The organism is Micromonospora qiuiae (genome assembly GCF_016863555.1).
GTDB classification, from domain to species: domain Bacteria; phylum Actinomycetota; class Actinomycetes; order Mycobacteriales; family Micromonosporaceae; genus Micromonospora; species Micromonospora qiuiae.
On record NZ_BOPC01000022.1, the window covers coordinates 71,256 to 91,597 of the forward strand.

20 protein-coding genes are annotated in these 20,342 nt (G+C 70.0%); 8 read left to right on the top strand and 12 right to left on the bottom strand.

Annotated elements, in window-relative coordinates; all coding sequences use genetic code 11:
* The first annotated feature begins 97 nt into the window (after nt 1-97).
* The 3 genes from eccE (at nt 98) to Vqi01_RS08320 (ending at nt 3,025) form a co-directional block, all read left to right on the top strand.
* A complete protein-coding gene (eccE, locus tag Vqi01_RS08310; RefSeq protein ID WP_239098254.1) occupies nt 98-1,927 on the top strand; it encodes a type VII secretion protein EccE in 1,830 nt (609 codons plus the stop codon).
* Between the two features lie 55 nt (nt 1,928-1,982).
* Nucleotides 1,983-2,369 (top strand): phage holin family protein, encoded by a 387-nt coding sequence (locus tag Vqi01_RS08315; RefSeq protein WP_204034032.1) that lies wholly within the window; start codon nt 1,983-1,985, stop codon nt 2,367-2,369.
* Between the two features lie 131 nt (nt 2,370-2,500).
* Entirely contained in the window at nt 2,501-3,025 is a 525-nt protein-coding gene (locus Vqi01_RS08320; RefSeq protein WP_204034033.1) for a hypothetical protein, read from the top strand.
* A gap of 766 nt (nt 3,026-3,791) precedes the next feature.
* Here Vqi01_RS08320 and Vqi01_RS08325 read toward each other — a convergent pair.
* Nucleotides 3,792-3,989 (bottom strand): DUF397 domain-containing protein, encoded by a 198-nt coding sequence (locus Vqi01_RS08325; protein WP_204034034.1) that lies wholly within the window; start codon nt 3,987-3,989, stop codon nt 3,792-3,794.
* The gene (locus tag Vqi01_RS08330) at nt 3,976-4,782 is read right to left on the bottom strand and encodes a helix-turn-helix domain-containing protein (protein ID WP_204034035.1); all 807 of its coding nucleotides are present in this window, start codon (nt 4,780-4,782) and stop codon (nt 3,976-3,978) included. The genes Vqi01_RS08325 and Vqi01_RS08330 overlap by 14 nt, the downstream gene beginning before the upstream one ends.
* Nucleotides 4,783-5,172: 390 nt before the next feature.
* Here Vqi01_RS08330 and Vqi01_RS08335 point away from each other — a divergent pair, with 390 nt between their 5' ends.
* The 4 genes from Vqi01_RS08335 (at nt 5,173) to rarD (ending at nt 7,640) form a co-directional block, all read left to right on the top strand.
* Nucleotides 5,173-5,394, top strand: coding sequence for a hypothetical protein (locus tag Vqi01_RS08335; protein WP_239098255.1), 222 nt, complete (start codon nt 5,173-5,175; stop codon nt 5,392-5,394).
* Nucleotides 5,391-5,648, top strand: coding sequence for a flavin reductase (locus Vqi01_RS08340; protein WP_204034036.1), 258 nt, complete (start codon nt 5,391-5,393; stop codon nt 5,646-5,648). The genes Vqi01_RS08335 and Vqi01_RS08340 overlap by 4 nt, the downstream gene beginning before the upstream one ends.
* Before the next feature lie 560 nt (nt 5,649-6,208).
* Nucleotides 6,209-6,649: a GNAT family N-acetyltransferase gene (locus tag Vqi01_RS08345; protein ID WP_204034037.1), complete on the top strand. Its 441-nt coding sequence runs from the start codon at nt 6,209-6,211 to the stop codon at nt 6,647-6,649.
* Nucleotides 6,650-6,701: 52 nt separating this feature from the next.
* Nucleotides 6,702-7,640 (top strand): EamA family transporter RarD, encoded by a 939-nt coding sequence (gene rarD, locus Vqi01_RS08350; RefSeq protein ID WP_204034038.1) that lies wholly within the window; start codon nt 6,702-6,704, stop codon nt 7,638-7,640.
* A 39-nt stretch (nt 7,641-7,679) separates the two neighbouring features.
* On the opposite strand, the gene Vqi01_RS08355 is transcribed toward rarD, so the two are convergent.
* Both Vqi01_RS08355 and Vqi01_RS08360 read right to left on the bottom strand, forming a co-directional pair.
* A complete protein-coding gene (locus Vqi01_RS08355) occupies nt 7,680-8,375 on the bottom strand; it encodes an anti-sigma factor family protein (protein ID WP_204034039.1) in 696 nt (231 codons plus the stop codon).
* Nucleotides 8,372-8,854, bottom strand: a complete 483-nt coding sequence (locus Vqi01_RS08360; RefSeq protein ID WP_239098263.1) for a sigma-70 family RNA polymerase sigma factor — start codon at nt 8,852-8,854, stop codon at nt 8,372-8,374. The genes Vqi01_RS08355 and Vqi01_RS08360 overlap by 4 nt, the downstream gene beginning before the upstream one ends.
* 254 nt (nt 8,855-9,108) lie before the next feature.
* Between Vqi01_RS08360 and Vqi01_RS08365 the strand changes: the two genes are divergently transcribed.
* Nucleotides 9,109-11,235: a PhoX family protein gene (locus Vqi01_RS08365; RefSeq protein ID WP_204034040.1), complete on the top strand. Its 2,127-nt coding sequence runs from the start codon at nt 9,109-9,111 to the stop codon at nt 11,233-11,235.
* A gap of 49 nt (nt 11,236-11,284) precedes the next feature.
* Here Vqi01_RS08365 and Vqi01_RS08370 read toward each other — a convergent pair whose 3' ends face one another.
* The 8 genes from Vqi01_RS08370 to nuoI form a co-directional block, all read right to left on the bottom strand.
* Entirely contained in the window at nt 11,285-12,067 is a 783-nt protein-coding gene (locus tag Vqi01_RS08370; protein ID WP_204034042.1) for an IclR family transcriptional regulator, read from the bottom strand.
* 243 nt (nt 12,068-12,310) lie between these two features.
* Nucleotides 12,311-13,384, bottom strand: a complete 1,074-nt coding sequence (locus tag Vqi01_RS08375; RefSeq protein WP_204034043.1) for a polyprenyl synthetase family protein — start codon at nt 13,382-13,384, stop codon at nt 12,311-12,313.
* Between the two features lie 104 nt (nt 13,385-13,488).
* Nucleotides 13,489-15,039, bottom strand: a complete 1,551-nt coding sequence (gene nuoN / locus Vqi01_RS08380; RefSeq protein ID WP_204034044.1) for an NADH-quinone oxidoreductase subunit NuoN — start codon at nt 15,037-15,039, stop codon at nt 13,489-13,491.
* Nucleotides 15,036-16,568, bottom strand: coding sequence for an NADH-quinone oxidoreductase subunit M (locus tag Vqi01_RS08385; RefSeq protein WP_204034045.1), 1,533 nt, complete (start codon nt 16,566-16,568; stop codon nt 15,036-15,038). The genes nuoN and Vqi01_RS08385 overlap by 4 nt, the downstream gene beginning before the upstream one ends.
* A gap of 79 nt (nt 16,569-16,647) precedes the next feature.
* Nucleotides 16,648-18,606, bottom strand: coding sequence for an NADH-quinone oxidoreductase subunit L (gene nuoL / locus Vqi01_RS08390; RefSeq protein ID WP_204034046.1), 1,959 nt, complete (start codon nt 18,604-18,606; stop codon nt 16,648-16,650).
* A gap of 12 nt (nt 18,607-18,618) precedes the next feature.
* Nucleotides 18,619-18,936 carry an NADH-quinone oxidoreductase subunit NuoK gene (gene nuoK / locus Vqi01_RS08395; RefSeq protein WP_204034048.1) on the bottom strand — a complete coding sequence of 106 codons (318 nt, stop codon included), beginning with the start codon at nt 18,934-18,936 and terminating at the stop codon, nt 18,619-18,621.
* Nucleotides 18,933-19,703, bottom strand: coding sequence for an NADH-quinone oxidoreductase subunit J (locus Vqi01_RS08400; protein ID WP_204034049.1), 771 nt, complete (start codon nt 19,701-19,703; stop codon nt 18,933-18,935). Before Vqi01_RS08400 ends, nuoK begins: the two co-directional genes overlap by 4 nt.
* Nucleotides 19,700-20,341 carry an NADH-quinone oxidoreductase subunit NuoI gene (gene nuoI, locus Vqi01_RS08405; RefSeq protein ID WP_204034050.1) on the bottom strand — a complete coding sequence of 214 codons (642 nt, stop codon included), beginning with the start codon at nt 20,339-20,341 and terminating at the stop codon, nt 19,700-19,702. Before nuoI ends, Vqi01_RS08400 begins: the two co-directional genes overlap by 4 nt.
* Nucleotide 20,342: the final 1 nt, after the last annotated feature.

The window sequence follows — 20,342 nt, forward strand, 5'->3', positions numbered from 1 at the left end:
CTACCCCCGCCGGCTCCCCTGTGGACAACGCACCCGGGGGCGGTCGCTACCATTTGCGGCAGCGAGGTCGCGGCGGGTGATCGGGCGAGGAGGAGCGGTGGCGACGACCGACACCCCGACCCGCCCGGTGGCGGCCCCACGCGCGGCGCCGCCGGGCCGGCCGCCCTCGACCGGGCACCGGATCCAAACAGCACAGAGGCGGCACGGTGCCTTGTGGCCGGCTCGCCGGCCACGGGCCGGGCAGGTCGCCACCGCCCAGGTGGCGCTGGCCGCGATCGTCGCCGCACTTGGTCGGGGCACGCTGCCGGTGCTGGCGGCGGCCCTGTCGGCGGCGGTGCTGCTCGCCCTGGCCTGGTGCCGGATCCGGCAACGATGGCTGTACGAGTGGCTGGGCATCGGCTTGGGCTACCTGACCCGTCGACGCGCCATCGCGGCGAAGGCCGGTCCGAGGGCGCTGCTCGACCTGGTGCACCCGGGCGGCGTGCTCCGCTCCGTCGAGCTGGCCGGGTCGCCCGTCGCGCTGCTGGACGACCCGGATGGCCTGGTGGCGCTGCTGGAGATCGGTGATCCGGCCGACCTGCTCGGTGACGGCGCACAGCAGCTACCGTCCCCCACCTGCCTGCTGCCGACGAGCAGCGAGCCGGCCCCGTCCGTGCGGGTCCAGCTGGTGCTGGCCGGCGCGGCGGCCCCGGCGGTCGGCGTCGGCAACGGCGCGGCGGCCACCTCGTACCGGCAGCTCACCGACGGGCACCTGGCCGGCTGGGAACGGGCGGTGCTGGCCGTACGGGTGTCCCGGATCCAGGGTTGGCCGGAGGAGGCGCTGCGACAGGTCCTCGTCGGCGCCGTACGTCGGCTCGTCCGCAGGCTGGCACCAATGGCCGTCCGACCCCTGGGTGAGGAGCCGACGCTGCGGATACTCGCCGAGTTCGCCCATTACGACGGGCGAGAAGTGCGGGAATCCTGGCAGGTCGTCCGAGCCGGCGGGCTGTTGCAGACCACCTTCCGGCTGCAGAGATGGCCGGCGGCGGACGTCGCACCCCTGCTGGTGCCTCGATTGCTGACCTTGCCGGCGACCGCGACCACGGTGTCGCTGCACGCCGAGAGCGACCGGACGGCGTCGACCGGGCTGACCGTACGCCTCAGCGCGGTGACCGCTGCGGAGCTGTCCGCCGCCGCCCGGGCGTTGCGAAGGGTGGTGGCAACCGGTGGCGGTGCCGTGGAGCGGCTCGACGGCGCGCACCTTGCCGGCCTCGCCGCCACTCTGCCGCTCGCTCGGCCCGGAGCGAGCCCGATCCCCGGCCCGGCAGAGCTGACGCTGCCGTACGGATCGGCCGGGCTGATGCTGGGCGCCAACCGGCACGGCAGCGCCGTGACCGTCCGGCTGTTCCGGCCGGCTGGCACCCGGGTGCTGCTCGTCGGCGGGCTACCCGCCGCCCAACTGGTGGCCATGCGCACGCTGGCGCTCGGCGCCCGGGTGGTTGTCCAGACCACCCGGCCACACGCCTGGGAACCGTTCGTCCGCGCGTTGAGCATGCCGGGCACGACGATCCCACTGCTCCCGCCGGGGCGACCGGTGCCGGGTGGGCCGGTGACGCCGCTGGCTCCGCTGCTCGTGATATTGGACGCGCCGCCGCCGGCCGGTCCACGGCCGGGTGTCGCCTGGCAGACCACCCTGCTGGTACGCGACCAGCTCACCACGGCCGACGCCGACGCGCTGGGCCGGGCCGACCTGGCGGTGCTCCAGCCGTTGAGTCCGGCAGAGGCGGCCATCGCCGGTACCACCCTGGGGCTCGGCGAGTCCGCGCAGTGGCTGACCCGGATCCGGCACGACATGGTGGCCGTGGTGAACCGGCGCGCCCTGCGCTGGGCGATGCTCACCGGCACTCCCATCGAGGCGCAGCTGATCGGCCGCCCGTCTCGGCGTTGACCACCCGACGTTGCGCGGGTTCCGCCGGCAGTCCGGCCATGACACCATGCCCGCCATGGGTTTTCTGAAAGGTCTACTGATTCGGATCGGTGCCACGGCGGTGGCCTTCTGGCTGGCCACACTGGTCATTCCCGGCATCTCGCTCGACACGGGATCGGTCAGCGAAACGGTGCTGACGCTGATCTTCGTCGCGATCATCTTCGGGGTGGTCAACGGGGTGCTCCAGCCGATCATCAAGACCGTCGGCTGCGGCTTCTACCTGCTCACCCTCGGCCTGATCGCACTCGTGGTCAACGGCCTGCTCTTCCTGCTCACCGGCTGGATCGCCGACCAGGTGGGGCTCCCGTTCGACGTGGACGGTTTCTGGCCGGCCGCCGTGCTGGGCGCGCTCTTCGTCGGCGTCGTCACCTGGATTCTCGGCGCCGCCCTCGACCGCGACTGACCTCCGGGCATCCTGCCGCAACACGCGGGGTGTGAAGCAGTCCCACACCACCTGCTGACGTAGATGGAAACGCCCCGGCGGGTGCGCCAACACCCCCGGGGCACGGATCTGAAAGAGGCTCGCTGGACGCCGTGATGACGCTGCCCGGCGCAGAGGACTTTTCCGAGCCTGTCTATGCCGCGCTGTTCGGCGTGCCGATCGTGACCCTCGCCGCGCTCGGACTGATCCGTCGCGGCGACCAACGGCACACGGCATTCCTGCCGACCGACCGTCTGCCCGTTGTGTACGACCTCGCGATGGAGCGCCGCCGACCGCTGCCCGGCGCGCTCGGCCCGTTCGCCGAGCCGCATGCAAGACGCCCGGCCGAGGTGCCGCCACCGGCCACCGAGCGGGGCGAAGCGTGCTCCGGAGGAACCGTCCTTGACCATCAAGGAACTCTCCCCGCACACCCGCCCCTTCGGGGTGGGTGTGCGCTGCCGACCGACCCCCGCGCCGGGCAGTGCCCGAAGCATCGCGGAGCCCTGTCCACAACTGCGGCCCGTGCCGCGCCGACGCTCTCGGGTGCCGATTCGGAGACGTCATCGCTCCTTGCTCACCCCGATCCCCTTGCGGTTAACTTCGCCTCCTCGGTGGTCGCCTGCGGAGAACCACCGTGATGGCGCTGATCGCGGCCAGCCCGACTCCGCCGATCACCGTGATCGCCGTCTGGCCGACGGTATCCATCTGCCCCCTGTAGGCCAGGGCGATCCAGAGCACCGCCCCGATGGACATGGTCGCGACCATCATGAGTGCCCTGATCAGGCGATTGTCCGTGCTGAGCGGGTCTCCGGGCTGGTGCGGTCCGGTCTCCCTCGTTACCGTGGTCACCTGGTCTCGTTCCTCCTGTTGTCGGTCCGTGGCTCGGACGTTGGTGGGCGCGACCGTTCAAGGCGGCCCCCGGGGTGCGACCCGGGGGACCTGCCGCCTCGACCCAGAGATGCAGGCCGGTGCGCGCTGTCGAGGAACCATATCGAGCGACTCGTACACAGCGGCGGATTCCGCGCCCCCTCTCTGAGGGGGCACCGTTAGGGATCAAAAACGTTTCTCGCCGCTGAGCTGGGAAGTCTTTCCATCTCAAGATTCTTCGCCGGAAGGCCCATCCGGTTGACGTTTCGGAGACATCGTCGATCTTCTGTCGCCTTACCGCAGCTTGCCGGAGGTCTCCTTGGTCACCACAGTTCCTGCGCCTAGACGGCGAGTAGTCAATCTTCAGCGGCCCGCCCCACGTCCATCCGAGGCCACATGAGTCCACCCTTCGATGTCCCAAACGAAGTCGCCAATGTCTGCAGCAGGCTGCCTCAAATGTGCAGACCGGTCCTGTTGTGCCCGAGGGGCGGACAGCGCGAAGCCCCCGGCTTGCCGGGGGCTTCGCGTGTAGGTCGGTCAGACGGTCGGGCCGGTCTTCGCCATCTCGACGAAGCCGCGCCACGCCGCCGGGCTGAAGGTCAGTGCCGGGCCGTTCGGGTCCTTCGAGTCCCGCACGCCGACGACGCCGGGAAGGTTGTCGGCAACCTCGACGCAGTTGCCGCCGCTCGCGCCGCTGCGGGTGCTCTTGCGCCACCGGGCGTTACTGGGGTCCATGATGGCTCTCAACTTCCTTCAAAAGATCGATGGACTGCCGGCGCGGTAGCGCCTCATTCCGGACACTCTCCCACCTCGCCTGAAGCGTAGCCACATCATCGTCCTTGTCGACGACATCCCCGCCGAGCTGATTTTCAAGGTGCCCGACCCAGATGCCTTCGCGGGACCGCGCCAGCGCAAACGGTCCAGACAGCCCGACGTGCAGGCCGCTGCCAAGGGGGATGACGTGGACGTGAACGTGCGGAAGCTCGGCCAGTGCGATCAGGTGGGCGACTTGCTGGGCCATAATCCCGCCGAGGCCGTCGCCCGTATGGCGAAGCGCGGCCTCGTCGAGTACGGCGACAAACTGCGGCGGACGATCGCCGGTCAGGATTGCTTGCCTGTCCATGCGCCCCTTAACGCGCTGCTCGACCTCGTCGTCGGTCAGGCTGTCCACGGCCCGCAGTACGGCGCGGGCGTAGTGCTCCACCTGCAACAGGCCCGGGATCAGGTTCGGCTCGAAGTAGCGAAGCTGCGTCGCTCCGCGTTCCGCGTCGAGCCACGGCAGGAACCAGGAAGGGGCGCCGAGTTGGACTGCTAGCCGCTCGAACAGTCCACCATTGCTCAGCGAGCGGTCGGCACCTCGGATGAAGTCCAAAGTGAGTGCCCGAGTGCCGCCTTCAACAGCGCTGACATGGGAGGCACTGAAGCCAGCCCCGCGACCGAACGCCTCTTGCGTCATGCCGGCCCCGCCCCGCGCCCGTCGAATCTCGCCAACGATGAAGGACGCCACGGGGTTTGGAATGTCAGGCATTCAGGGCTCCCCACACTAAAGATCGACTACCTACGTCGCCACAAAAACGGCGTCCGTTGCGCCAGCCCAGCCCAGACACCGATAGCACCTTCCGAGAGTAGTGGCACCTTGACCACAGTGTCATCAGGCGACACCCGCAGAGGCCGACAAGCCAGCCTCTGCGGGTGTGCGCAAGGGGCCGCCCCTACCCGGGCGATCACTCGCGGGGACGGCCCCTTCCCTTGGCCGCGCGTAGACGGAGGTCAGCTCGTGCTCGTGCAACGTTCCGCGAACGCCGCCCCCGCGGCGCGATGGCAGCCTCACAACGGCTCCCCGCCGAAGGGAGCCCCGCGTAGCGATGGCACGCCCCGGGTCTCGCCCGGCGTATATCTGCTAACCCGTGAGGCGTCAGTGCAGTTTCGCCGGCCGATCACGGTTCGCGTGATCCGTGAGCGTACGGAGCGGCACACGTACCACGGTTGGACGTGGGTCGATTGCTACGTGCTCGACGCGAAGGGCGATGCGATCGACCGCCGCGAGCTGTTCGTGATGCCGGCCGGGCTGCGGCCCGTTACCGACCCGGTTACCCGTCGCGTGAGGGCGCCCCGCAACGCGGCGAGGGCCGAGCGGTGACCGCGCAGCCGGCCAGGGAGCATGTGCCGTCACGTCCTACGTGGCGTTGCCACGCGTGCGGCGCGCACTGGCCATGCGGTGCGGCAAAGGTACGTCTGCTGGCGGAGTACAAGGGCAATATGCCGGGGCTCATGGTCTACCTCGTGACGCAACGCGAGGATGCCGCCGAACAGCTCGCCGAGTTGAACTCCGGCACGCCGCCGGCTGATCTTCATCGGCGCTTCACGGACTGGGTTCCGGTCCGGCCGAAGTAGACGCCCGCCCCGGTTGAAGCGGCCAATCCCCCGGCCGCGCCCGGGGCGGGTCTTCGCGCCCGGAGAGCGTCGGGCGGCGTGTAAACGCCTCGTACGCCGAGAGAGCGACGCGGGAGTGACGAAACGCGGTCTTCGGGCCAACCGCCCGGACCGCCTCGCGACGCGAATTCCGAACATGATCCTGGCCCGCGTCGCCACCATCGCTGCTGTTTTTAGGGAGTCCGGCAAAAGGGCGGTGGCGACGAGGCAAGTCCTGACGCCTGCAGCGATCGGCAAATCAGCCTGAGAGGTTCTTACCCGGCGCCACCGCACAGAATGCCGCAACTCGTGGCCTGCGCACGAGATGCCGCAACTCGCGGCCTCAGTCGGCCCGGACACCCCGACATACCGCAACCCGCACCGCCCACCGGACCGAACACCGCGACATACCGCAACTCGCGCCCACCCGATCGGCCCGAACACCCCGGCATGCCGTATCCCGCGCCACCCCACCACCTCAGGCACAGCATCATCAGGCCCGACGGCTGCGACCCGGCTCATTCGGTGGCTAGGGTCATGCTGTGTTCACCCGCAGCCGCGACGACGGTTACACGATCAGCACCGACCCGAGCCGGCTCGACCTGGATCTGGTGCACCACTGGCTGACCACCGACGCGTACTGGGCGCTCGGGCGGGACCGCGAGACGGTGCGGGCGGCGTTCGCCGGCTCGATCGGCTTCGGGGTGTACCGGCCGGTGGACGGCAGACAGGTCGCCGTCGCGCGGGTGGTCACCGACCGGGCCACCTTCGGCTACCTCTGCGACGTCTACGTCGACCGGGCCGAGCGGGGTCGCGGGCTGGGCACCTGGCTGGCCGGCACGGTCCGCGACCACCTGGCCGAGTTGGGCGTACGCCGGCTGCTGCTGGCCACCAACGACGCGCACGGGGTGTACGAGAAGATCGGCTTCGAGCCGGTGCGCGCCGAGTGCTGGATGGAACTCGACCGGCGCACCCGGCCGTGAGCCCGCTCACCGGCAAGGATCAGCGGCCCGGCCAGCCCCCTACCGTGGAGCCGTGACCCCGCTCCGCCTCGGATACCTCTACGGCCTCGGTGCGTACCTGCTCTGGGGGTTCTTCCCGCTCTACTTCAAGCTGCTGCGCCCGGCCGGTCCGCTGGAGATCCTGGCCCACCGGGTGGTCTGGTCGGTCGCGTTCGTCGCCCTGCTGCTGGCCGCGATGCGCAACATTGGTTCCCTGCGCGCGCTGGCACGCCGGCCGCATACGTTGGCCGGAATCGCTGCCGCTGCCATCCTGATCGGACTCAACTGGTTCACCTACATCTACGGCGTCAACTCCGACCGGGTGGTGGAGACCGCTCTCGGGTACTTCATCAACCCACTGGTGGTGGTCCTGCTCGGGGTGCTGGTGCTGCGCGAGCGGCTGCGTCCCGCGCAGTGGGTCGCGCTGGGTGTCGGCGCGGTGGCGGTGGCCGTGCTGACCGTCGACTACGGCCGGCTGCCGTACCTCGCGCTGACGCTGGCCTTCACCTTCGCCGGGTACGGCCTGGTGAAGAAGCGGCTCGGCCTGCCCGCCGCCGAGGGCCTGTTCGTCGAGTCGGCCGTCCTGGCCCTGCCCGCGCTGGCGTACCTCGGCTGGCTCACGGCGACCGGCGACATCGCCTTCGGCCACGTCTCGGCCGGGCACACGGTGCTGCTGGTGCTGGCCGGCGCGATGACCGCCATCCCGTTGCTGCTCTTCGCCGGCGCCGCCAACCGGCTTCCGCTGACCGCCCTGGGGATGATCCAGTACGTGACCCCGATCCTCCAGCTGGGCTGCGGAGTGCTGATCTTCCACGAGCCGATGCCACCGGCACGCCTGGCCGGTTTCGCCCTGGTCTGGCTCGCTCTGATCGTCTTCACCGCCGACGCCGTCCGGCACACCCGGCGCTCCCGCCGCGCGCACCTGACCGCCACCCTCGCTACCGCACCGGACGCGCTTCCCACTCTCCGCTGACGCAGGCCGGGTGTCCGCAGGCCGGCAGCGGATCACCGGTCAGCGGACGTCGTAGGCGAGGACGGGCGTGCCGTCGGCGCGGATCAGTTCCAGGCGGACCAGCTCGGCGTTGGTGAACTGGGTGCTTGCGGTGATCCGCAGATCGTCGCCGGGAGCGGCCCGCCACGAGCCGATCTGCTCGGTCGTGCCGTCCGCGGCGTGCGCCACCAGCCGGAAAGCGTGCGCCTTGCCGTAGCCGGCCCGCTCGTCGTACCCGCAGTGCATGGTCACCTCGGTGCCCCAGTCGGTGCCCCGGAAGCCGATCTCGGCGTGCACCGGCACCACCCCGGCCACCGGTTCCATCTCGACCATCCGCAGCTGTGCCACCGGCGGCGTGGCCGGCTGTTCGCCAGGCAGCACCGTGGCCACGCCGAAACCGACGATCAGCGCGAACGCGGCCGCGGCCAGGCCGGTGACCGCGTACCGCAGGCGGTTGGCCTGCCGCTCGCGGCGTCGGCGCTCCCGGGCGGCGCTGAGCAGTTCGGGCACCCGGGGGTTCTCCGGTGGCGGAAGGAACTGCTCCAGGCTGGCCGGATCCAGCCGGCCGAGCAGGCCGGGCAGCACGGCGATCTCGGACACCGACTGCTGGCAGGCGGGGCAGTCGACGAGGTGCCGTTCGTAGGCCGCCCGGTCGGCGGGCGAGAGGGCGCCCAGCACGTACGCCCCGTCGTCGTACGCGAAGTCGCAGCGGCTCATCCGGTCACCCCCATCTCGGCCAGAACCAACCGTAGTGAGCGCAGGGCGTAGTGCGTCCGGGACTTCACCGTGCCCGGCGGCACGCCGAGTCGGGAAGCCGCCTCGGCCACCGATCGTCCCTGGTAGAAGCATTCGACCAGAACGTCTCGATGGGATGGGCTGAGCCGGTTGAGCGCCTCGGCGACGGTCCACGCCTCGACGGCGCGTTCGGTCTCGTCGACCACCTCCGGCGGCTCGGGCAGCTCATCGGTGTAGACCTCGCCGACGCGGGTCGAACGCCGCCGCCAGGCGTCGATGGCCAGGTTGCGCGCGGTGGTGAAGAGCCAGGCGCGCACCGAGCCACGACGCGGGTCGAGCGACTCCGGATGCCGCCAGGCCCGCAGCAGGGTCTCCTGCACCAGATCCTCGGCCCGCTGCCGGTCACCGTTGACCAGCCGCAGGGCGTGCGCGTACAGCGCCTCGCCGTGCTCGTCGTGCAGGGCGCGCAGCAGGTGGGCGTCGTGGTCGCTGATGGTCCTCTCCTCGCTCTCGTATGAGCGGGCGCGGCGTTACGACCGGAGATACGTGCGGTCACGCCGATCGGTTCAGCCCCAGCTCAACCTGGGATTCCCAGCGAGGTTCATCGCCGGTTCAGATCGAGGCCGACCCGCGCTCACCAGGCCCTCCTAGCGTCCGGCGGGTATGCGCCGGTGAGCTGCGCCGGCGTGCTCCGAACCTCAGGAGGCTTTCGCACATGAGCGACCGTCCCCGACTGCTGCCGCTGCTGGCCACCCCCCGCCACGGCAGTCGCGACGTCATGACCTGTCTCTACCGCTGTGGCAACGCTTGTGATCACCCGGTCCCCAACACCTCGGACAACGCGTACTTCGGCGATCTGGTGAGCGCCGAGGTCTCCCGCCGCGGCGTGGTCCGCGCCGGTACGGTCGGCGCCCTGGTGCTCGGCCTCGGCAGTGCCGCCGGGACGGCGGCCGGTGCCGGTGCCGCCGCCGCGGCGCCGAACTCTCCGGCGCCGCCCGCAGCCGCCGCGTCGCGTGGCGGTGCTGGCAAGGGCATCGGCAGCGGTGCGCTGACCTTCCAGCCCATCCCGCCGAACACCCTGGACACCTTCGTGGTGCCCAACGGCTACGACCACGCCGTGCTGATCCGCTGGGGCGACCCGGTGTTGCCCGGCGCGCCGAAGTTCGACCTGCGCCGGCAGACCGCCGCCGCTCAGGCCCGGCAGTTCGGCTACAACAACGACTACGTCGGCGTGCTGCCGCTGGACAAGGCCGGCCGGCGCGCACTGCTCGTGGTCAACCACGAGTACACCAACGAGGACCTGATGTTCCCGGGCTTCACCAGCCACGACGCGCTCACCGTCGAGCAGGTACGGGTGGCGATGGCCGCGCACGGCATGTCGGTGGTGGAGATCGAGCGGGTGGACGGCACCGGCCAGTGGCGGACCGTCACCTCCGGCCGCCGCCAGTACAACCGTCGGGTCGATGCGCTGAGCAGCACCTTCGAGCTGACCGGCCCGGCGGCCGGCTCGGCCTTTGTGAAGACTGCGGCCGACCCGTTGGGCCGCACCGTCATCGGTACGCTGAACAACTGCGCCGGTGGGGTGACCCCCTGGGGCACGGTGCTCTCCGGTGAGGAGAACTTCAACCAGTACTTCGTCGGTGGCGACGGTGCGCCGGAGGCCGAGAAATCCCGGCTGGCCCGCTACGGCATCAACACCACCGCCCGCTACCCCAGCGGCAACCGGAAATGGGACCGCGCCGCCGACCGCTTCGACCTCGCCAAGCACCCGAACGAGGCGAACCGGCACGGCTGGATCGTGGAGATCGACCCGTACGACCCGGACAGCCGCCCGCGTAAGCACACCGCGCTGGGACGGTTCAAGCACGAGGGCGCGAACGTCATCGTTGCCCGAAGCGGGCACGTGGTCGCGTACATGGGCGACGACGAGCGCTTCGACTACCTCTACAAGTTCGTCTCGGACAAGAAGTTCATGAAGGGCTCCTCTCCGGTCGCCCGCAGGCACAACCTGACCCTGCTGGAGTCCGGCGCCCTATACGTCGCCCGGCTGGAGCAGACCAGCGCCGACGAGATCGACGGGTCCGGCAGGCTGCCGAGCGACGGGGCCTTCAACGGCAAGGGCCGCTGGATCAAGCTGGTCAGCGGCACGCGTTCGCACGTGGCCGGGATGACCGCCGCCGAGGTGCTCACCTTCACCCGGCTCGCCGGCGACAAGGTCGGCGCCACCAAGATGGACCGGCCCGAGGACGTCGAGCCGAACCTGCTCACCGGCAAGGTGTACGTGGCACTGACGAACAACACCGCCCGGGGTGTCGGCAGCAACCCTAAGCCGGACGAGGCCAACCCGCGTACCGCCAACCGGCACGGGCAGATCCTCGAGCTGGTCGAGGACCGGGCGGACAACACCGCCGAGAGTTTTACCTGGTCGCTGCCGATCGTCTGCGGCGATCCGGCGGACGAGTCCACCTACTTCGCCGGATACGACAAGACCAAGGTTTCGCCGATCTCCTGCCCGGACAACGTGGCCTTCGACGCCACCGGCAACCTGTGGATCTCCACTGACGGCAACGCGCTGGGCAGCAACGACGGCCTTTTCGCCACCGCCCTTCAGGGGCCGGAGCGGGGTCACCTGAAGCAGTTCCTGACCGTGCCGTACGGCGCGGAGACCTGCGGACCGTTCATCACCGACGACAACCGCTCGGTTTTCGTGGCCGTGCAGCACCCTGGCGAGATCACCGGCGCGACGGTCGAGAACCCGGCCTCCACCTGGCCCGACGGCGACTACGCCAAGCCGGGCGTGGTGGTCACCTGGCGGCTGGACGGCGGACCGATCGGTAGCTGACCGCCGCTGGCCGACGGCCCTCTTCCCACCAGGGAGAGGGCCGTCGTGCTCAGTTCTCGGCGGCCAGACACTCGGCGAGCGTACGGGCGGCAGCGAGCAGTCTCGTCCGGACCACCCGGGCGGAGGTCATCATCTCGCTGGCCGGCAGCGCGCAGGCCAGCACCGTCCGCCGTTCCATGTCCTTGTCCGGGCTGATCAGCACCGCGGCGCAGGCCACCCCCTGCCGGTACTGGCCCATCTCCAACTGCATCCCGCGCCGCTCCCCTGCGGCCAGGTCGGCCTCGAACGCCTCGGGAGTGGTCAGGGTGGCGCTGGTGAACGGCCGCATGCCGTAGTCGCGCAGATAGCGAAGGCGCTGCTCGGCGGTGAGCGTGGCGAGCAGGGCCTTGCCCAGCGCGGTCGCGTGCGCCCCCTCGTCGAACCCGGGGATGAGTTCCTCCAGGTGCGGCGAGCGGCTTCCCTCCGCCACGGCGGTGATCGCCACCTGGCCGCCCACGAACCGGCCGAGGTAGTGGCTCCAACCGGTCTCCAGGGCCGTCCGGCGCAGGTTCTCCCCGATCGCGGGTGAACCGCGGAACGCGGCGACCAGTTCGCGGTAGCGGTCGGCGACCTCCAAGCCGACGATGTAGGTGCCGTCCTCCCGGCGGATCACATAGCCTTCGTACGCGAGGGTGCGAACCAGGTGGTACGTGGTCGCCACAGTCAGCTCGCATCGCCGGGCGATCTGCTTCACCGTGAGCCCGCGGGGGGCACGACCGACCGACTCGAGCACTCGCAGTGCGCGGGAGACGCTCCGGATCAGATCCGAAGGTTCCGCCAGGGGGTCACGCACAACCACCTCCGCCACCGGGGACTTACACCATATGAAAAAGCGGCCCGTCGCGAAATGCCTGATCGGGTGGAGCGTCCAAGGTCATCACGTACGCGAGGTGATTTCGGCCGCACTTTGCGTCGCGGAGATGCGGCTGGCATAGGTTGGCCTCACTATGCCCCACACCGCCCCGATCCGCACCCTCGAAGCCGTCGCGCATCCCGTCCGCACCAGCGCGGTCGCCGTGGCCGTAGTGGGTGCGGTTCAGTTGGTGCGATCGGCGATGTGGTCGCAGAGGAACTCGAGAGCCTGCCGGGAGGGGGTGTTCGGCAGAGGTGCGAGCTGGGCGCGGGCGTCTTCGGCGTAACTGCGGACGGTTTCGCGGGCGTGCTTGAGCGCTGGGCTCTCGCGAAGCAGGTTGAGCGCCTCGGCGTGCAGGGCGTCGTCGGTCAGTGGGCCGGTGGCCAGGATCTCCCGCAGCCGCACGGACGCGGCGTCCGCGTCGTCCGACGCGAGGGCGTAGAGCACCGGAAGGGTCGGCACACCCTCCCGCAGATCGGTGCCGGGCGTCTTGCCGGACTCCGCCGACTCGCTGGCGATGTCGAGCAGGTCGTCGGAGAGCTGGAACGCCAGCCCGATGGTCTCGCCGTACCCGGCGAGCGCCGCCACGTGCTCCGGCGCGGCCCCGCTGAACAGGCCGCCGAAGTGCGCGCTGGTGGCGATCAGCGAGCCGGTCTTCTCCGCGATCACGTGCAGGTAGTGGGCCACCGGGTCGTCGCCGGGGCGGGGACCGACGGTCTCGGCGATCTGACCGTGCACCAGCCGGGCGAAGGTGCGCGCCTGCCGGCGTACCGCCTCGGGGCCCAGCTCGGCGGCGACGTCCGCGGCCCGGGCGAAGAGGTAGTCACCGACCAGAATGGCCACTGAGTTGGTCCACCTCGAGTTGGCGCTCGGCGCCCCCCGGCGCACCGAAGCCTCGTCCATCACGTCGTCGTGGTACAGCGTCGCGAGGTGGGTCAGCTCCACCACCACGGCGGCCGAGACGACCTCCGCGCGGGTCGGATCGCCGAACTGGGCACCCAACGCCACCAGCAGCGGCCGGAACCGCTTACCGCCGGCCTCCACCAGGTGCCGGGCCGCCTCGGTCACGAACGGATCGGCACTGGCGACGGTGTCCCGCAGCTCCGCCTCGACGCCCTCGAGCAGGCCCAGCACGGATTCCTCGGTGCGGGCATCGACGAGACGAAGGCCGAGCGCGCCGAAATGAACCGGGCCGCCTCCGCCCCGGCGGCCGCCGGAAGCGGTGGCACCTGCACGCTCGTCACCCCGAATCACCACGTCTCCACCATGCCACACGGGCTCTACCTGCACCGGACCGGGGAGGCGCGGCGAGGGCCAGCCCACAGGTGCGGGACCGGCCCTCGCGGGAACCGCTTTCGCGGCTACCGAACGAAGTCCGCAGCTCCGGTGGCCAGGTCGAGCAGCGGCCCCGGAACGACGCCGAGCACCAGGGTGGCGATCACCCCGATGGCCAGCGCCGCCGAGGTCAGCCCGCCAGGCACGGTGACGGTCGGGGTCGTCTCGCCGGGCTCCGAGAGCCACATCATCACCACGACCCGCAGGTAGGGGAAGGCCAGCACCATGCTGGTCAGCACGCCGGCGATCACCAACCAGACCTGCCCACCACTGAGGGCCGGGCCGAACACCGCGAACTTGCTGATGAAGCCGCTGGTCAGCGGGATGCCCGCGAAGGCGAGCAGGATGAAGGTGAACAGCGAGGCGTAGAGCGGCGAGCGCCGCCCGAGGCCGGCCCAGCGGGACAGGTGGGTGGCCTCCCCGTCGGCGTCGCGCACCAGAGTCACCACCGCGAACGCGGCCAGCACCGTGAAGCCGTACGCGACCAGGTAGAACATGGTGCCCGAGAGCCCCTCCGGGCCCGGTGCCAGCACGCCGACCAGCAGGTATCCGGCGTTGGCGATGGAGGAGTACGCCAGCAGCCGCTTGATGTCGGTCTGGGTGACCGCGAGCACTGCGCCGACCAGCATGGTGAGCACCGCCACCGCGCCGAGTACCGGGGTGAAGTCCCAGCGGGCCCCCTCGAAGGCGACGTGGAACACCCGCAGCAGCGCGCCGAAGGCGGCGACCTTGGTGCAGGCCGCCATGAAGCCGGTGATCGGGGTCGGCGCGCCCTGGTAGACGTCCGGCGTCCAGACGTGGAACGGCGCGGCAGCCGCCTTGAACAGCAGGCCGATCGCGACCAGCGCCATGCCGGCGAAGAGCAGTACCCGGCTCTGCGTCGAGTTGGCCACCGCCGCGTGGATGGTGGAGAAGTCGACCCCGGCCTGGCGGTCGCCCATGCCGGCGGTGAAGCCGTAGAGCAGCGCCAGCCCGAACAGGAAGAAGGCCGAGGCGTACGCGCCGAGCAGGAAGTACTTCATCGCCGCCTCCTGGCTCAGCAGCCGCCGGCGGCGGGCCAGCGCGCAGAGCAGGTAGAGCGGCAGCGAGAAGACCTCGAGCGCGATGAACATGGTCAGCAGGTCGTTGGCCGACACGAAGATCAGCATGCCGCCGACGGCGAAGGTGACCAGCGGGTAGACCTCGCCCGCCCCACCGGCGCGCTCGGCCTGCCGCCGGTCGTCCGGCGAGTCAGCGGTGATGGCGGCCTGGGCGACGAACGCCCCGCCCCGCTCGATCGCCCGCTCACCGACCAGCAGCAGCGCCACCGCCGACAGCACCAGGATCGCACCCTGGAGGAACAGCGTCGGGCCGTCGATGGCGATCACACCGAAGGTGATCACCCGCTTGTCGGCGTTGACCACCACCATGGTCAGCGCGGCGAGCACCGCCAGCAGCGCCAGCGGCAGCTGGACCGGGTGCCGCAGCCGCCGGGGCACGAACGCCTCGACCAGCACCCCGAGCACCGCCGCGCCCATGATGATCAGAATTGGTGCGATCGCCACATAGTCGATCGGCGGCAGTTCGAACTCGGTCATCGGCTTGCCTCCTGGACGGTGTCTACCGACGGGGCCGGGTCAGTGCGGCCGACGTCCTCCATGGTCGCCTGGACGGCAGGGTTGATCACGTCCGTCACCGGCTTCGGGTAGAAGCCGAGCAGCACGATCAGCGCGATCAGCGGGGCGACCACGACCTTCTCGCGCAGGTTGAGGTCGCGCTTCATGCCGTCGATCTCGGTCAGTGCCGGGTTCAGCGTGCCCTGCGTGGTGCGCTGCACCATCCACAGCACGTACGCCGCGGCCAGGATGATGCCCAGCGTGGCGATCACCGCGACCGGCTTGTTCACCGTGAACGTGCCGATCAGCACCAGGAACTCGGAGACGAACGGCGCGGTGCCGGGCAGCGCCAGCGAGGCGAGACCGGCGAAGAAGAACACCCCGGCCAGCACCGGGACCAGCTTGCCGGCGCCACCGAAGTCGCTGACCAGCGCCGAGCCCCGGCGGGCGACCAGCATGCCCACCACCAGGAAGAGCAGGCCGGTGGCGAGGCCGTGGTTGAGCATGTAGAGCACCGCGCCGGTGCCCGCCTGGGTGGTGAAGGCGAAGATACCCACGCCGATGAAACCGAAGTGGGCGATCGACGTGTACGACACCAGCCGCTTCAGGTCGTTCTGACCGACCGCCAGCAGCGCGGCGTAGATGATGCCGACCAGCGCCAACGCCAGCGCCCAGGGCGCGAACCACTGGGCCGCTTCCGGGAACAGCGGCAGGCAGTAGCGCAGGATGCCGAAGGTGCCGACCTTGTCCAGCACGCCGACCAGCAGCGCGGCGGCTCCGGCCGGGGCCGCGCCACCGGCGTCCGGCAGCCAGGTGTGGAACGGGAAGAACGGCGCCTTGATGGCGAAGGCGACGAAGAACCCGAGGAACAGCCAGCGCTCCGCACCGGTGGAGATGTCCACCTGGGACAGCGCGACCCAGTCGAAGGTCTTTCCGCCGAGCACCCAGAGGCCGATCACCGCGGCCAGCATGAACAGGCCGCCGACCAGGGAGTAGAGGAAGAACTTGACCGCCGCGTACTGCCGCTGGTGGCCGCCGTAGCTGCCGATGAGGAAGTACATCGGCACCAGCATGACCTCGAAGAACACGTAGAACAGGAAGACGTCGGCGGCGGCGAAGACACCGAGCATCGTGCACTCGAGGACGAGCAGCAGCGCGAAGTAGGTCGGCACGGACCGCTTCGAGGACTCGGCGTCGTGCCAGGAGGCGAGGATCACCAGCGGCACCAGCACCGCGATCAGCATCAGCATGACCAGCGCGATGCCGTCGGCGGCGAAGGTGAAGTTGACCCCCCAGTTGGGGATCCACGGGTACGACTCGCGGAACTGGAAGCGGTGGCCATCAACCTGCCAGGTCACCCACATGACCACCGACAGCGCCAGCACCAGCAGCGACCAGCCGAGCGCGACCTGCTTGGCCAGGGTCGGCCGGCTGCGCGGCAGGAGGGCGACCACCACTGCGCCGACCAGCGGCGCCGCGGTGAGCACCGAGAGGAACGGGAAGTCGGACATTATGCGGCCTTACCTCCGTCGTCGAAGCGCGGTCCGTCGACGACGGCCGCCTGAGAGGCCGACAGCCTCCTGAGGTCGATCACGCCAACCACCCCGCCTGTACGGCCAGGAACGCGGCCATCACCAGCAACGCGCCGGTCAGGATCGAGGTGGCGTACGACCGGACGAAGCCGGTCTGCAACCGCCGGAGCCGACCCGAGCCACCGCCGATTCCGGCGGCCAGCCCGTTGACCAGCCCGTCGATGCCCCGGTTGTCGAGGTAGACCAGCGCCCGGGTGAGGAAGATGCCCGGCTTCTCGAACACCGCCTCGTTGACCGCGTCGGTGTAAAGGTTCTTGCGGGCGGCGGTGACCAGCACCCCGGCCGGCTGCGGCGCGGTCGCCGTGCCGTTGCGGAACAGGAACCAGCCGAGCACCGCGCCGAGCACCGTGACGCCCAGCGACAGCACCACGATCGCCCAGTGCGGCAGCACCGCCTCGTGGTGCGTCTCGGTGGCCGCGAGGCCACCGGTGGCGGTCAGCCAGTCGGGAACCGAGGTGGCCAGCAGCCAGCCGGCGCCCAGCGAGCCGATGCCGAGCAGGATCAGCGGGACGGTCATCAGCGGCGGGGACTCGTGCGGGTGCTCGATGTCCGTGGTCCAACGCTTCGGGCCGTGGAAGGTGAGCACGAACAGCCGCGTCATGTAGAACGCGGTCAGTGCGGCGCCGAGCACCGCCGCGCCGCCGAACAGCCAGGCCGTCCAGTCCTCCCGCTGGAATGCGGCGGCGATGATCGGCTCCTTTGAGAAGTAGCCGGAGAAGGGGAACATGCCGATGATGGCCACCCAGCCGGCGCCGAAGGTCAGCCAGGTGATCTTCATGTACTTGGACAGGCCGCCGAAGCGGCGGATGTCCACCTGATCCTTCATGGCGTGCATCACCGAGCCGGCGCCGAGGAACATGTTGGCCTTGAAGAAGCCGTGCGCCAGCAGGTGCACGATGGCCAGCGCGTACGCCGCGCCGCCCAGGCCGACGCCGAGGAACATGTAGCCGATCTGGCTCACCGTCGACCAGGCCAGCACCCGCTTGATGTCGTCCTTGGCGCAGCCGATGATCGCGCCGAGCAGCAGGGTCAGCGCACCGACGCTGACCACCACCAGTTGCAGCGTGCTGTTGGCCGAGAAGATGATGTTGGAACGGGCGATCAGGTAGACGCCGGCGGTGACCATCGTCGCGGCGTGGATCAGCGCCGACACCGGGGTCGGGCCCTCCATCGCGTCCGGCAGCCACGCCTGCAGCGGGAACTGGCCGGACTTGCCGGCCGCGCCGAGCAGCAGCAGCAGGCCGAGCACCAGCACGGTGCCGCCGGTCAACGCGCCGACGCCGTTGAACACCTCGTCGTACTGCGTGGTGCCCAGGGTGGCGAACATGATGAAGATGGCGATCGCCAGGCCGGCGTCGCCGACCCGGTTCATCAGGAACGCCTTCTTACCGGCGGTGGCCGCAGCCGGCCTGGTGTACCAGAAGTTGATCAGCAGGTACGACGCCAGACCGACGCCCTCCCAGCCGAAGTACAGCATCACGTAGTTGTTGCCGAGAACCAGCAACAGCATGGCCGCGATGAACAGGTTGAAGTACGCGAAGAACCGTCGCCGGCCCGCGTCGACGGCCATGTACTCGACCGCGTACAGGTGGATCAGGAAGCCCACGCCGGTGATCAGCAGGACGAAGACCCCGGCCAGCGGGTCGAACAGCAGGCCGAAGTCGACGTGCAGGCCGCCGACCACCATGAAGTCCCAGAGGCTCAGCTGGACCGATTTGTTCTCCAGGCCACGCAGGCCGAGGAAGGAAGCCAGGCCGAGCAGGAACGCGGCACCCACCGCCGCCACGCCGAGCCAGTGCCCCCAACGGTCGGCCCGCCGACCGAGCAGCAGCAGCACCGCCGCGCTGACCAGTGGGATCGCCACCAGCAGCCAGACGTTGCTCAGCAGGCCGTCGGCCGTCGCGTACGAGACCGTCTCGGCCGGAGCAGCCTGGGCGTACGTCAAGATTTCGTCCACCGGTGGGCCCCTCTAGTACTTCAGCAGGTTGGCGTCGTCGACGCTGGCGGAGCGTCGGGAGCGGAAGATCGCCATGATGATGGCCAGCCCGACCACGACCTCGGCCGCCGCAACCACCATCACGAAGAACGCCATGATCTGGCCGTTGAGGTCACCGTTCATCCGGCTGAACGTGACCAACGTCAGGTTGGCCGCGTTGAGCATCAGCTCGACGCACATGAACAGCACGATCGCGTTGCGCCGAACCAGCACCCCGGCCGCACCGATGGTGAACAGCACCGCCGCGAGGACCAGGTAGTAGTTCGGCTCGACCGAGAAGAAGTCGCTCACTTTTCCGTGCCCTTCAGCGAGGTCTCCTCGGCGGTCAACTCCCGCAGCGGAAGGATGTCCGGCGTGCTCAGGTCGCTCAGCCGCCCGTCCGGCAGACGGGCCGGGGTGGCGACCGACGAGGAGGTGGCGAAGACACCCGGGCCGGGCTTCGGCCCGGGGTAGTTGCCGGGCGCGAAGCGGGCCTTCATGGTGGCCACCTGGTCGCGCTTGTCCTCCTTGCGCCGCTCGACGTGCGCCAGGATCATGCCGCCGATGGTGGCGGTGATCAGCAACGCTGCGGTGAGCTCGAACGCGAAGAGGTAGTCGGTGAAGAGCAGCCGGGCGATGCCCTGCACGTTCCCGCCTGCGTTGGCCTGCTCCAGACCGACCGGCGGGGTGCCCTGGGTGGCCCGGTGGATCCCGCTGCCGAGCAGGGCGGCAAAGCCGATCCCCAGGCCGATCGCGGCGATGCGCTGGCCGCGCAACACCTCGATCAGAGAATCCGAGGCGTCCCGACCCACCAGCATCAGCACGAACAGGAAGAGCATCATGATCGCGCCGGTGTAGACGATGATCTGCACCATGCCGATGAACGGCCCCGCCTGGAGCACGTAGAACACGCCCAGGCTGAGCATGGTCAGCACCAGCCAGAGCGCCGAGTGCACGGCGTTGCGGGCGGCGACCATGCCGATCGCGCCGGCGAGCGCGAGCGGGGCGAGGATCCAGAAGGCCACCGCCTCGCCGCCGGAGACCGCCCCCGTGGCGGCGAGCACCGTCGACGTGGTCATGCCGTCTCTCCCTTTTCCGCCGCGGCCCGCTGGGCGGCCTGCTCGGCACCGGGGAAGGTGACGCCCGGGTGCTCGTCCACCTGGTAGCGACCCGGCCCCATCGGCGAGTGCTCGGCCCCGGCCGAGGTGCCCGGGTTGGTCAGGCTGCCGACGTAGTAGTCCTTCTCGCTGTCTCCCAGGCGCATCGGGTGCGGCGGCTGCTCCATCCCCGGCAGCAGCGGCGCCAGCAACTGCTCCTTGGTGAAGATCAGGTCCTGCCGGTTGTCCCGGGCCAGCTCGTACTCGTTGCTCATGGTCAACGAGCGGGTCGGGCAGGCCTCGATGCAGAGCCCGCAGAAGATGCACCGGGCGTAGTTGATCTGGTAGACGCTGGCGTACCGCTCACCCGGCGAGAACCGCTGCTCGTCGGTGTTGTCGCCACCCTCTACGTAGATCGCGTCCGCCGGGCAGGCCCAGGCGCACAGCTCGCAGCCGATGCACTTCTCCAACCCGTCCGGGTGCCGGTTGAGGATGTGCCGCCCGTGGTAACGGGGCGCCGGCGTCGGCGGCTTGAACGGGTAGTCGGTGGTGACGACCTTCCTGAACATGTGCGAGAAGGTGACCCCGAAGCCCTTGAACGTTCCGGTGATCGCGCCCACG